Genomic DNA, 13,130 nt, shown 5'->3' with positions numbered 1-13,130 from the left:
CCCCCGCCCCCCCCCCCCCACCAATAATCCCCCCACCCCCCCCCCCCGCGCGGGCCGGGCGGCCCCCGCGCCCCCCCGCCCCTGACGACGCCCTCGATACGAAAGGACATCAATCCAATGACCACCATCCAACGCGTCCGGATGACGCACCACGACTACACCCGACTGCACGCCGAACTTGCCGCGCACCGCTCGCGCCGCGGCATCGAAGTTCCCGACGACTTCATGGATTACGACGCGAATCGCGTCGCGCGCCACTCGGCGCGACAAGCACGCATCCGCGAGATCGAGGATTTACTGAGCAACGCGGTGGTCGTCGGTGCGGAAGCCGTCTTCGACCCCGTTGCCGAACCGGGCATGGTGCTGACCGTCCGTTACGACGACACCGGCGACACCGAAACATTTCTGCTCGGCAGGTCTGACGTGGACGACGCCGGCATCAAGGTCTACTCAATGGCATCGCCGCTGGGCCGCATGATTGCCGGTGCCCGTCCCGGCGATCAGCGCGTCTACGCAATTCCTGGTGAGGCCGGACGGCTCGTGACGCTGCTGAAGGCGGTGCCCTGTGGGATATATGTGGCGAAACGACATGGGCCGCAGTCTTTTTCACGGATATATCGCGACTGCTCAATGGGGACCTAACGCCCTTCGGGCCAGCCCATGATCATTGTCACGCGACGAAAGGAACAGATATGACCAACCCGCAAACGCGCGTGTGGATTTCGCCGCAAGGCTACGAGCGGCTCCAAAGGGAACTGACCACCCTTCGTGAGCTATGTTGCGCCGCAACGGCTGACGGTGATATCGATGAAAACAATGTGGCCGTGCAACGAGCGTGGCAGGCGCGTATTCAACGGATCCATGATGTGATGAGCAACGCCGTCGTCGGTGTGGATCCACCTGACGACGGGATTGCCGAACCCGGCATGGTTTTGACCATTCGCTACGACGAGACCGGCGACACCGAAACCTTCCTACTGGGTGTGCGCGGAGCCGAATACGGCGACATGAACGTCTACTCCAACCGATCTCCGCTCGGCGCCGCCATCGAAGGCGCACGCCCCGGCGAGCGTCGCACCTACACCCTGCCCAGCGGCGCCGCCCTCACCGTCACACTCCTGGAAGCCGTTCCCTATGGCATCCACACAGCTGAAGTGAAATAACGGCGCGCTATGCAGCCCGGATAGTAACCAGCACAGAACAATTGGAAGGATTCCGCCACAATGTCAACTATTCTCGAGTATCGCGACACCGATAGTTACCCGCGACAGCTTGCACGCAATCACTCGTTGGCCGCCGCTCACGCCGGCATGTCGCTGCGCACCCATTTCCGGCCGGAAATGACCATCGTCGAGGTGCGCGGCGCGCTCGACGCCCACAACGCCGAGCGGCTGAGCGACCACATCGACGACCTGGCCACCAGCGACCGGCCGCTAATCATTGACCTCTACTCTGTGGATTTCTTTGGCAGCGACGGTTTCCGAGCATTGGTCAAGGTTGCCGAAACCTGCCAGCGCGAAGGTTTGCGATGGGCGTTGGTGACGAGCCGCGCGGTCGATCGGCTGCTGGATACCGACAATGGTAACCACGCCTTTCCCGCTGCGGCATCGCTGGACGAAGCCATGCGGCAACTGACACCGCCGGGCCATGCGTGGTCGCCACCCCAGCGCATCGCGCCAACTGGATCGCGAGGCGCGTCCCGGGTGAGCCATCGGGGGCGCGGAGTGCCTGGCATGGGCAAATTCACTGAGAAATTGAAATCGGTGCTCATGCACCACGAGTTATCGGACATCCCCGCCAAGCAGATCCACAGGTGGGAAGACGAGGGTGGCTTCATCCCGCCCGAGCGCAAACCGCGTCGGGCATTCACTCGGCGTAGTCGAACATGCGGTCACTCGTTCGGCGGCGGAAAGGCCGGATGAGGACGCCCGGAGGCATGCCGGTGCGCGTCCCCCGACTTGTCGGTGTCCGGACCTAGACTCGCGGTGCCTCGATAGCCACGCAGTTTCGGAAAGGCGGCCGCCCGGATGCGATTCCTGCACACCGCCGATTGGCAGCTGGGCATGACCAGGCACTTTCTTGCCGGCGACGCCCAGCCGCGGTATTCCGCGGCCCGCCGTGACGCCGTGGCCGGCCTGGCGGCGCTGGCGGCCGAGGTGGGCGCCGAGTTCGTCGTGGTGGCGGGTGACGTCTTCGAGCACAATCAGCTCGCCCCGCAGGTGATCGGCCAGTCCCTGGAAGCCATGCGCGCCATAGGCATTCCGGTCTACTTACTGCCGGGCAACCACGATCCGCTGGACGCGTCATCCGTCTACACCAGCGCACTGTTCACCGCCGAACGCCCCGACAACGTCGTCGTGCTCGATGAAGCCGGCATCCATCAGGTGCGGCCCGGCGTGGAGATCGTCGCCGTGCCGTGGCGGTCCAAGGCCCCGACCACTGACCTGGTCGCCGAAGTCCTCGAGGGCCTAACCCCGGCTCCGGCCACGCGTATCCTCGTCGCCCACGGTGGCGTCGACGTGCTGGACCCCGATCGAGACAAGCCCTCGCTGATTCGCCTCGCGCGGCTTGAGGAGGCGCTGGCCCGCGGCGCGCTGCACTATGTGGCACTGGGCGACAAGCATTCGCTCACCCAGGTCGGCGACACCGCCCGCGTCTGGTATTCCGGATCGCCGGAAGTCACCAATTTCGACGATGTCGAATCCGACCCCGGCCACGTCCTGGTCGTCGACATCGATGAACACCGCAAAGTATCCGTAACGGCCCGGCACATCGGCCGCTGGCGGTTCGTCACGTTGCAGCGCCAGGTCGACACCAGCCGCGACATCGCCGATCTCGACATGAACCTCGACCAGTTGACTGACAAGGACCGGACCGTGGTGCGGCTGGCGCTGACGGGTTCGCTGACCGTCACCGACCGCGCCGCGTTGGACGCCTGCCTGGACCGATACGCGCGGCTGTTCGCCCACCTGCGAACCTGGGACAGCCACACCGATCTGGCCGTGATACCCGCCGACGGCGAATTCATCGACCTCGGCATCGGGGGGTTCGCCGCCGCAGCCGTCGAGGAGTTGGTGGCAACGGCGCGCGAGGGCGACACCGAATCGGCGGTCGACGCGCAGGCCGCGCTGGCGCTCTTGCTGCGGCTCACCGATCGGGGCGCCGCGTGAAGCTGCATCGGTTGGTCCTGACCAACTACCGCGGCATCGCACACCGCGAGATCGAGTTTCCCGACCACGGAGTGGTCGTGGTCAGCGGCGCCAACGAGATCGGCAAGTCGTCGATGATCGAAGCGTTGGATCTGCTGCTGGAATCCAGGGACCGTTCGACGAAGAAGGAAGTCAAGCAGGTCAAGCCGACCAACAGCGACGTCGGCTCCGAGGTGACTGCCGAAATCAGCTGCGGTGCTTATCGTTTCATCTATCGCAAGCGGTTCCACAAGAAATGCGAAACCGAATTGACGGTGCTGGCGCCCCGGCGTGAACAGCTCACCGGCGACGAGGCGCACGAACGCGTCCGGGCGATACTCGCCGAGACGGTCGACAACGACCTGTGGCACGCCCAGCGGGTGCTGCAGGCCGCGTCGACCGCCGCGGTGGACCTATCCGGTTGCGACGCGCTGTCGCGTGCGCTCGACGTGGCGGCCGCGCAATCCGACACCGACGCGGCACTCTCCGGCACCGAGCCGTTGCTCATCGAGCGGATCGATACCGAGTACGCGCGCTACTTCACCCCAACCGGCCGGCCCACCGGGGAGTGGGCCGGCGCGATCTCCAGGCTGGCCGACGCCGAGGCCGCGGTGGCGGAATGCGTGGCGGCGGTCGCCGAGGTCGACGACCGGGTCCGGCGCCACGCCGTTCTGACCGAGGACGTGGCCGAGCTGTCGCAGCTGCGCCTGGCTGCCGGCCCGCGGTTGGCCGCCGCGCAGGCCGCCGCCGACAAGATCGCGGAACTCACCCGCCAGGCGCGTGAAGCCAAGCTCGTCGCCGAGGCCGCGGCCGCGACCAGCGCCGCGGCGGCCGTCGCGCACAGCGGACGGTCGCGGCTGCTCACCGAAATCCAAACCCGCACCGCGGCTGTCGCCGCCGCCGAGGCCGAGGCGCAAGAAGCCGCCGATGCCGAGTCGACGGCACGCACCGAAGCCGAGGCCTCCGCCGCTGCGGCCGAGAAGGCCGCCCAGGCCCTGGCGGAGCTGCAAGGCCGCGTCGAATCCGCGAGGCGCGCCGTCGACCGGTTCGCCGACCTCGAGGAGGCCGACCGGTTGAGCACCCGGCTGGCCAGGATCGACGCTATCCAGCGCGACCGCGACCGGGTCTGCGAAGAGCTCGCCGCTCTCGTCATGACGGAGGAGCTGCTGCATCGCATCGAAAGCGCCGCGGCCGCAGTCGATCGCGGCGCCGACCAGCTGGCGGCGATCTCGGCGGCCGTTGAGTTCACCGCCGTCGCCGACCTCGAGCTCGCCGTTGGCGACCAACGGATAACGTTGCCGGCGGGTCAAACCTGGTCCACCACCGCCACCGGCCCAACCGAAGTCGATATTCCCGGGGTCCTGACCGCGCGGATCACGCCCGGCGCGACCGCGCTCGATGTTCAGGCCAAACATGCTGCGGCACAACAGGAGCTGGCCGCCGCACTCGCCGCCGCAGGTGTCGCCGACCTCACGGCCGCGCGACGGGCCGACCAACGCCGTCGTGAATTGCAGAGCGGCCGCGACCAGCTGAACGCAACGCTGTCCGGCCTGTGCGGCGACGAAGGCGTAGACCAGCTGCGCTCGCGGCTGGCGCAGTTGCACGCTGACCAGCCGCCGGAACCCACGAATATCTCCGCCGCCCGCGGCGAACTCGACGCGGCCGACGCCGCTCGGGCGGCCGGGGAGGCGGACTGCGAGACAAGTCGCCATGCCGCGGTGGCGGCCGCATCACGGCTGACCGAGATATCCACCCGGGCAACGGTTTTGATCGACAAAGCGGCCACTCAACGCGCCGAGCTGGAAAGGGCGACCAACCAGCTGGCCCTCGAGCGCGCGTCAGTGAGCGACGAGGATCTCGCGGCGTCGGCGGAGTCGAGCCAGCGGGCCGCCGCCACCGCGCAGCAGCGCGCCGCCGAGCTGGCCGAGGAACTGGCCGCGGCGGCACCCGACGCGGTGGCCGCGGAACTGGCCGACGCCAAGCAGGCGGCCGGGTCGCTGGACGAACGCTACGAAGACGCCGCCCGCGCCTTGCGCGAGATCAGCATTGAACTCTCCGTCATCGGCAGCGAGGGGCGCCACGGCAAACTCGACGCGGCGGAGACGGAACTCGAACACGCCACCAGCGAACACACCCGGGTCGGCCAGCGGGCCCGGGCCGCGGAGCTACTGCGGTCGGTGATGGCACGGCACCGCGACACCACCCGACTGCGCTATGTCGAGCCCTACCGCACCGAACTGCAGCGGCTCGGCCGTCCCGTGTTCGGGCCGACGTTCGAGATCGACATCGACAGCGATCTGTGCATCCGCAGCCGAACGCTGGACGGCGTCACGGTGCCCTACGAATCCCTGTCGGGCGGGGCCAAGGAGCAGCTCGGCATTCTGGCGCGGCTGGCCGGCGCCGCTCTGGTCGCCAAGGAGGACTCCGTCCCGGTAGTCGTCGACGACGCGCTGGGGTTCACCGACCCGGATCGGCTGGCCAAGATGGGGCAGGTATTCGACACCGTGGGCGCCCACGGTCAGGTGATCGTGCTGACGTGCAGTCCCGACCGCTACGACGGCGTCACGGGCGCACAGCGCATCGATCTGAACGTTTAGCACCGTCAGCCGTCGGGAGCGTCTTACACTCACCCCGAAACGGGAGTGCACCATGGACATTCAGTGCGACTACCTTGTGGTCGGTACCGGATCAGCCGGCGCGGTCGTCGCGAATCGGCTCAGCAGCGATCCGGCCACCACCGTGGTTGCGCTCGAGGCGGGACCGCCGGACAAGAACCGATTCATTCCGATCCCCGCCGCCTTCTCCAAGCTGTTCCGCAGCGAAATCGACTGGGATTACCTGACCGAACCACAGCCGGAGCTCGACGGCCGCGAGATCTATTGGCCCCGAGGCAAAGTGCTCGGCGGGTCGTCGGCAATGAACGCCATGATGTGGGTGCGGGGATTCGCCGCCGACTACGACGAATGGGCGGTGCGGGCCGGCCCGCAGTGGTCTTTCGCCGACGTGCTCGGATACTTCCGTCGCATCGAGGACGTCACCGCCGCGTGGCACTTCGTCAGCGGTGACGACAGCGGGGTCACCGGGCCACTGCAGATTTCCCGCCAACGCAGCCCGCGGCCCTCCACCGCCGCCTGGCTGGCCGCGACCCGCGAGTGCGGATTTCCCCCGGCGCAACCGAATTCACCGCGGCCGGAAGGCTTTTGCGAAACGGTCGTCACCCAGCGCCGCGGTGCCCGGTTCAGCATCGCCGACGCCTACCTGAAGCCGGCCATGCGCCGCAAGAACCTCACCGTGCTCACCGGTGCCACCGCTACCCGAGTCCTGTTCGACGGACCCCGCGCGGTCGGCGTCGAATTCCGACGGGGTGGCCGGCAACACGATCAACTATGCGTCGCTCACGCCCGCCGCGAGGTGGTGCTCTGCGGCGGTGCCATCAACAGCCCCCAGCTGCTGATGCTTTCCGGCATCGGCAATCGTGACCACCTCGCCGATCTCGGCATCGATACCGTCGCCCACTCGCCCGAGGTGGGGCAGAACCTGCTTGACCACCTGGTCACACCGCTGGGCTTCGACGTCGCCGGCGACAGCCTCGCCGACGCGCAAAAGCCAGGACAGCTGCTCAAGTACCTGCTGCGGCGGCGCGGCATGCTCACTTCCAATGTCGGCGAGGCCTACGGATTTGTCCGCAGCCGCCCCGAGCTGGACCTTCCTGACCTCGAGCTGATCTTTGCTCCAGCCCCGTTCTACGACGAGGGCCTGCTGGTCAAGCCACCGGGGCACGGGGTGGTGTTCGGGCCGATCCTGGTCGCCCCGGAAAGCCGCGGCCAGATCACGCTGCGCTCGGCCGACCCGCGGGACAAGCCGGTCATCGAACCGCGCTATCTTTCCGATCCGGGCGGCGTCGACCGCGCCGCGATGATGGAAGGCCTGCGGATATGCGCCCGGCTCGCCGCGGCTCCCGCCTTGAAAGACCTGCTCGGGCCCATCGCCCGGCCGCGCGGTTGCACGGAGCTGAACGAGGCCACCCTCGAGGTCGCGCTCGCCGCCAACTCTCACACCCTGTACCACCCGCTCGGCACCTGCCGCATGGGCAGCGACGAGTCGAGCGTGGTGGATCCGCAGTTGCGGGTTCGGGGCGTCTTCGGGCTCCGGGTGGCCGACGCGTCGGTGATGCCCAGCACCGTCCGCGGGCACACGCATGCGCCGTCGGTGCTGATCGGCGAGAAGGCGGCCGACCTGATCCGAGGATGACGGGCGGAGCCTCGGCGGAGTGTCGGCAGAATGGGACCATGGCGGGCCGACACCGATGACGATGGACGCGAAGCGGCGCCGGGCGCACGAAAAGCTGGCGAGATTGCCCGGCGTGCGCCGGGTGCGCCGGCCCGTCTCGGCGGCCAGCTCTGACGAGTTCGACCTGTTCTACGTACGCACCGGCCGCCGGTCCACCCACCCGGTGGTGATCATCCCCGGCGGCCCGGGCGTGGCGTCGGTGCAGATGTACAAGGGGCTACGACGGCGCGCCGCCGCCGCGGGTCTCGACGTGATCATGATCGAGCACCGCGGGGTGGGAATGTCACGCCACGACGACTCGGGTGCCGACCTGCCGCCCCGCGCGCTGACCGTGAATCAGGTCGTCGACGACGTGGCCGCGGTGCTCGACGACGCCCGCGCGGATTCGGCCGTCATCTATGGCACCTCGTACGGCACCTATATCGCGTCCGGCGTCGGCGTTCGCCATCCGGGGCGGGTGAAGGCGATGGTCCTCGATTCGCCACTGTTGTCACGGCACGACATCGTGATCGTGCGCCGCGCAATTCGCCGGCTGCTGCTCAAAGGAGACAGCCCCGAAACCGCGCCGCTGGCACCCAAGGTCCGCAAGCTCGTCGACGCCGGCGTGATGACCGCATCGGCAACGCAGATCATCGCGACGATCTACGGACACGGCGGCGCCGGCCTGCTGGATCGTCAACTGGATCTGTTGCTCGACGGGCGAAAGATGCTGTGGTGGGCCCTATCCCGATTCACCACGCTGTCCAACCTGCCGTTCCGCTACGAGGAAGACCTGGTGAGTCGCATCGCGTTCCGCGAGCTCGACTACGCCGCCCAGCCCGACGGCCTGCCGCTCGACCCGGCCGTGGCCGAGCGCGAAATCCGCACGCAAAAGGTCAGTTTCGACGACGAGCCCTACGACCTGCCGGCCGAGATGCCGAACTTCGGCTGGCCGACCGTGGTGGTTTCCGGCGGCCGCGACCTGATCACTCCGCCCGCGGTGGCCGAGCGGGTGGCGTCGCTGCTGCCGAACTCCGTCCTGCTGAAACTGCCGACCATGGCGCACAGCGCGCTGGACTTTCGCGAGCCCGCGGCGCTGGCCATCGCGGGCGCCGCGTTCCGGGGCGATCTCGACGGGCTGGTTGCCCAAGCGCCGGCTCTCGACGAGATCCCGCCGCGCGCCGCAGTGCGCCTGCTGTGGAAGGCGATCGCGGCGGCCGCCATCGCGGAGAGCGCGGTGCCCGCCATGCCGGCGATGCGACGGCGGCTCAGGTCCGCATGAATCCGATCGCGGTGTAGTCCAGGTCGGCGAGTCCGGGCGCGCCGAAGTTGGCCAGCGTGCTGCGCACGGCGACGTCGCCGGGCGACTGGGTCAGCGGCAGGCTGAAGCCCTCGGCCCAGATGAGCTTGTCGAGGTCGTTGGCCAGCGCTCGGGCCTTTCCGGGATCGAGCTCTTCGAGCGTGCGCTCGATGGCGGCGTCGATCTCCGGGCTGCCGATCTTGCCGAAGTTGCTGGCCCCGTCGGACTGGTAGATCTGGGTCAGCGCGGACAGCGGGAACGCGTCGCCGAGCCAGCCGAATTGGGCCATGTCGAAGGCCCCGACGTTGATGTAGTTGGTGAAGAACCCGCTGCCGGACCGGGCTACCAGTTCGAGTTTGACCCCGATCTGGGCCAGGTCGTGCTGGGCGATCTGGGCGAACACCTTGCTGCCCTGCGCGTCGTAGAACAGGTCGCGAATGACCAGCTGGCGCCCGTCCTTTTCGCGGACCTGGCCGCGTTGCTTCCAGCCCAGCGCGTCGAGCTCTCGTCTCGCCGCGGCGGGGTCGTACGGGACGGTGGCGCTGTTGTCCTGGTAGCCCTCCTGGCCGGCGACGTAGATGTGGTTGTCCAATGCCACCGGGTGGCTGGTGAGGCCGTATTGGACGACCCTGGCGATGGTCTGGCGGTCGATGCCCTTGGCCACCGCGACCCGTAAAGCCTTGTCTTCCAGGATCGCCCCGGGGGCGCCATTGAACGTGAAGTGCGACCAACTCGGGGCGGGGGCCCGCCGGATGGAGATGCCTTTGGTTCGCTGCGCGATGGTCAGCTGGTCCAGTGTGCCGACGCCGGTCGCGTCGATCGTGTTGTTCTGCAGCGCGGGCAGCCGGGCGGCGTCGTCGAGCACCAGGAAGGTGATGGTATTCAGGCGCGGCGGCTGTCCCCACCATTTCGGGTTGCGGGTCAACACGATTCGCTGCGTGGTTCGGTCCAGGGACGAGACGATGAACGGACCGGCCGACGGACCGGGACCGCCGAGCTGCCCGTTGTTGAACGCCTCGGCCGTCGCGGTCATGCGTTCCGGCAACAGCATGCCGTTGCCGGCAAACATGCCACGCCACTCGGCGTAGGGCTTGGCGAAGGTCATGACGGCCTGCCGGTCGTCGACCCCGCGGGTCACCGACGCCACGCGGTCGGCGCCGCCGGGTGCGGCGATCGCGAAGTTCTTGTCGGCGCCGCTGAGGGCGTGGATTTGGCTGGCAATGTCGCGCCAAGTGATCGGCGTGCCGTCTGACCATACGGCCTTGGGGTTGATGGTGTAGGTGACCACCTGCGGGTTGGTCCCGGTGAGCTCGACGCTGGTGAAGTAGTCGGTGTCGACGGTCGTCGATCCGTCCGGCCCGATGATGAACGCCCTCGGCAGGGTGGCCTTCATCATCGCGGCGACCTCGGCCGAGTTGCCGTCGATGTTCAGGATGTTGAAGTTCGGCGGAAAGTCGCTGAGCGCCAGCCGCAAATCCCCGCCGTCTTGCAGCGTGGCCGGGTCTCGCGGGTTGAGATCGCTGGTCGTGCCGACCGAGGCGACGTCGCCCGTCGGGGGCGGGAGGTTGATGGCCGGCGAGCATCCGGATACCACGAGCGCAACGAATACCAGCGCAAGGAGCCGCCTAGACATAGCGCCCCGGATCGGGTTGCGGCACCGCGCCCAGTAGCCGCCGCGTGTAGTCGTGCTGCGGATTGCGGAAAAGCTCGTCGCTGTCACCCTGTTCCACGATGGCGCCGGCGTACATCACTGCCACGTCGTGGGCGAGGTGCTTGACCACCGAAAGATCGTGGGAAACAAAGAGATACGACAGGCCGAACCGCTCTTGCAGGTCGAGCAGCAGGTTGATTATCCCCGCCTGGATGGAGACGTCGAGGGCCGACACCGGTTCGTCGAGGGCCAGGATCTTGGGCTGCAACGCCAGCGCCCGCGCGATGCCGATGCGCTGCTTCTGCCCGCCGGAGAATTCGGCGGGGTAGCGGGCCGCGTCCGCGCGGCGCAATCCCACGATGTCGAGCAGCTCGGCGACCCGCGCGTTGGTGTCGCGCTTGTCGAACCCATTGGCCCGCAACGGTTCGGCGAGCAGCTCGAAGACGGGTAACCGTGGGTCCAGCGACGCGACGGGGTCTTGGAAGACGACCTGGATGTCACGTCGCAGGGCCCGCCGGCTCGCCGGACTCATGGCGGCAACATCCGTGCCCAGCACCTCGATCGATCCCGATTGCGGCGCAACGAGTTCCAGGATCTCGTGCAGCGTCGTCGACTTGCCCGAACCCGATTCGCCGACGATGCCCAGGGTGCGGCCCTGCCGCAACTCGAGGCTGACGCGGTCGACGGCGCGGACCTCGCCGACCGCCCGGCGCAACACCACGCCTTTGGTCAGCCGGTAGGTCTTGACGAGATCACGCACCCGCACGACGACGGGCGAGTCGCCGCCCGCCGCCGCAGGGGCGGAGGTGTTGATCCCGTAGATGTCGGCGGCGCTGCGGTCGCCGACCTGATCGGTGCGGATGCAGGCCGCCCGGTGATCCAGGCCGACCTCGATCAATTCCGGTTCCGCGGAACGGCATTCGTCGATAACCAGCGGGCAGCGCGGCGCGAAGGGGCAGCCGGGTTCGAGCCCGGCCAGTGACGGGGGCGCACCGGGGATGGGCACCAGCCGGGTACCCTGCGCGGCGTCCAACCGGGGAACCGATCCCAGCAGTCCCACGGTGTAGGGCATCTGGCGACCACGGTAGAGATCGGCCACACTGGCGAACTCGACGATTCGCCCGGCATACATCACCAGCGCCCGGTCGGCGAACTCCGCGACCACGCCGAGGTCGTGGGTGATGATGAGCACCCCGGCACCGGTGACGTCGCGCGCGGTCTTGAGCACCTCGAGGATCTGCGCCTGCACGGTGACATCCAGCGCGGTGGTGGGTTCGTCGCAGATCAACAGGTCGGGATCGTTCGCGATCGCGATCGCGATGACGACTCGTTGCCGCTCGCCACCGGACAGCTCGTGCGGAAACGCCCGGGCCCGTCGCTCCGGCTGCGAGATCCCCACCAGTTCAAGCAGTTCGACCGCGCGCCGCCGGGCGTCGCGGCGGCCCACGCGCGGCTGGTGAACTTCGATCGCCTCGGCGATCTGGTCGCCGACGCTGTAGACCGGCGTCAGCGCCGACATCGGATCCTGGAACACCATGCCGACCGTCTTGCCGCGGAAGCGCGACATCGGCTCGTCGCCCAGCCCGAGCAGCTCGGTGTCGTGCAGTCGCACCGAACCGCGCACCCGCGCGTGCTCGGGCAGCAGCCCCACCACCGCCATCGCCGACACCGACTTACCCGAACCCGATTCGCCGACCATCGCCACCACTTCGCCGGGCTCGATGTGGTAGCCGATGCCGCGCACCGCGGTGACAGGTTGGCCGTCGGTCGGAAAGCTGACGGTCAGGTCGGTCACTTCCAAGAGCGGGCTCATCGGGCGCCGCCCCCCACCATCCCGCTACCGGGGTCGAGCGCGTCGCGCAAGCCGTCGCCGGTCATGTTGGCGCACACCAGGATCAGCACCAAGACCCCGGCGGGAAACAAGAACACCCAGGGGAAGGTGGTCGCGGACTGGGTGCCGTTGGCGATCAGGGTGCCCAGCGACACGTCGGGCGGCTGGACGCCGAAACCGAGGAAGCTCAAGCCGGTTTCGGCGAGGATTGCCGAGGCGACGTTGAGCGCGGCATCGATTATCAGGATGGACGCCACGTTGGGCACCACATGACCGACGATGATCCGGCGGCTGGAGACTCCCATATACCGTGCGGCGCGGATGAATTCGCGTTCCCGCAGGCTCATGGTCATGCCGCGGACCATGCGCGAGCTGATCATCCAGCCGAAGCCCGCCAGCAGCAGCACCAGCAGCAGGATGCTGGACGACTTCTTGACCCGCGGCGTGAGGATGGCGATGAGGATGAAGCTGGGCACCACCAACAGCAGGTCGACCACCCACATCAGCACCCGGTCCCGCCACCCGCCGAAATAGCCGGCGATGGACCCGACGGTGGCGGCGATTCCGGTGGAGATGAACGCCACGCAGACGCCGATCAGCATCGACTTCTGCATTCCGCGCAGGATTTGCGCCAACAGGTCTTGGCCCAGCGCGTTGGTGCCCAGCCAGTGACGGGTGCTCGGCGGCTGCAGCAGCGCGTTGAAGTCGAGGTCGTCGTAGGAGTAGGGCAGCAGCGAAGGAAGCGCATAGCAGCCGACGAACAGCAACGCCAGCAGCGTCAGCGACGCCACCGCGAGCCGGTTGCGGGCGAACCGGCGCAGCACCAGGGTGCGCCGCGAGGCGAAACCCGCCACCTCCGGAACCGAAACCCCTTGGGCCGCAGCGGTTTGC

10 protein-coding genes are annotated in these 13,130 nt (G+C 68.1%); 7 read left to right on the top strand and 3 right to left on the bottom strand.

Going from position 1 to position 13,130, the window contains the following annotated elements:
* Nucleotides 1-117: 117 nt before the first annotated feature.
* The 7 genes from A5736_RS04000 to A5736_RS03970 all read left to right on the top strand — a co-directional run bounded on the left by A5736_RS04000 (nucleotide 118) and on the right by A5736_RS03970 (nucleotide 8,739).
* Entirely contained in the window at nucleotides 118-642 is a 525-nt protein-coding gene (locus tag A5736_RS04000) for a GreA/GreB family elongation factor (RefSeq protein WP_076244654.1), read from the top strand.
* Between the two features lie 50 nt (nucleotides 643-692).
* Nucleotides 693-1,163 (top strand): GreA/GreB family elongation factor, encoded by a 471-nt coding sequence (locus tag A5736_RS03995; RefSeq protein ID WP_076244652.1) that lies wholly within the window; start codon nucleotides 693-695, stop codon nucleotides 1,161-1,163.
* A 147-nt stretch (nucleotides 1,164-1,310) separates the two neighbouring features.
* The gene (locus A5736_RS03990; protein ID WP_175611175.1) at nucleotides 1,311-1,922 is read left to right on the top strand and encodes an STAS domain-containing protein; all 612 of its coding nucleotides are present in this window, start codon (nucleotides 1,311-1,313) and stop codon (nucleotides 1,920-1,922) included.
* A 105-nt stretch (nucleotides 1,923-2,027) separates the two neighbouring features.
* Nucleotides 2,028-3,170, top strand: coding sequence for an exonuclease SbcCD subunit D (locus A5736_RS03985; protein WP_076244648.1), 1,143 nt, complete (start codon nucleotides 2,028-2,030; stop codon nucleotides 3,168-3,170).
* A complete protein-coding gene (locus tag A5736_RS03980) occupies nucleotides 3,167-5,785 on the top strand; it encodes an ATP-binding protein (RefSeq protein ID WP_076244646.1) in 2,619 nt (872 codons plus the stop codon). Before A5736_RS03985 ends, A5736_RS03980 begins: the two co-directional genes overlap by 4 nt.
* Nucleotides 5,786-5,837: 52 nt before the next feature.
* Nucleotides 5,838-7,439 (top strand): GMC family oxidoreductase, encoded by a 1,602-nt coding sequence (locus A5736_RS03975; protein WP_076244644.1) that lies wholly within the window; start codon nucleotides 5,838-5,840, stop codon nucleotides 7,437-7,439.
* 55 nt (nucleotides 7,440-7,494) lie between these two features.
* A complete protein-coding gene (locus A5736_RS03970; RefSeq protein WP_076244643.1) occupies nucleotides 7,495-8,739 on the top strand; it encodes an alpha/beta hydrolase in 1,245 nt (414 codons plus the stop codon).
* Here A5736_RS03970 and A5736_RS03965 read toward each other — a convergent pair.
* From A5736_RS03965 to A5736_RS03955, 3 genes are read right to left on the bottom strand one after another with little or no spacing between them, the layout of a single operon-like run.
* Entirely contained in the window at nucleotides 8,726-10,390 is a 1,665-nt protein-coding gene (locus tag A5736_RS03965) for an ABC transporter family substrate-binding protein (RefSeq protein ID WP_076244641.1), read from the bottom strand. The genes A5736_RS03970 and A5736_RS03965 overlap by 14 nt on opposite strands.
* A complete protein-coding gene (locus A5736_RS03960) occupies nucleotides 10,383-12,221 on the bottom strand; it encodes an ABC transporter ATP-binding protein (protein WP_076244640.1) in 1,839 nt (612 codons plus the stop codon). Before A5736_RS03960 ends, A5736_RS03965 begins: the two co-directional genes overlap by 8 nt.
* The gene (locus A5736_RS03955; RefSeq protein ID WP_139333121.1) at nucleotides 12,218-13,093 is read right to left on the bottom strand and encodes an ABC transporter permease; all 876 of its coding nucleotides are present in this window, start codon (nucleotides 13,091-13,093) and stop codon (nucleotides 12,218-12,220) included. Before A5736_RS03955 ends, A5736_RS03960 begins: the two co-directional genes overlap by 4 nt.
* Nucleotides 13,094-13,130 lie beyond the last annotated feature (37 nt).

It is taken from the genome of Mycobacterium sp. SP-6446, assembly GCF_001954045.1.
Lineage (GTDB): Bacteria > Actinomycetota > Actinomycetes > Mycobacteriales > Mycobacteriaceae > Mycobacterium.
This window is presented reverse-complemented; position numbering and strand designations above follow the sequence as displayed.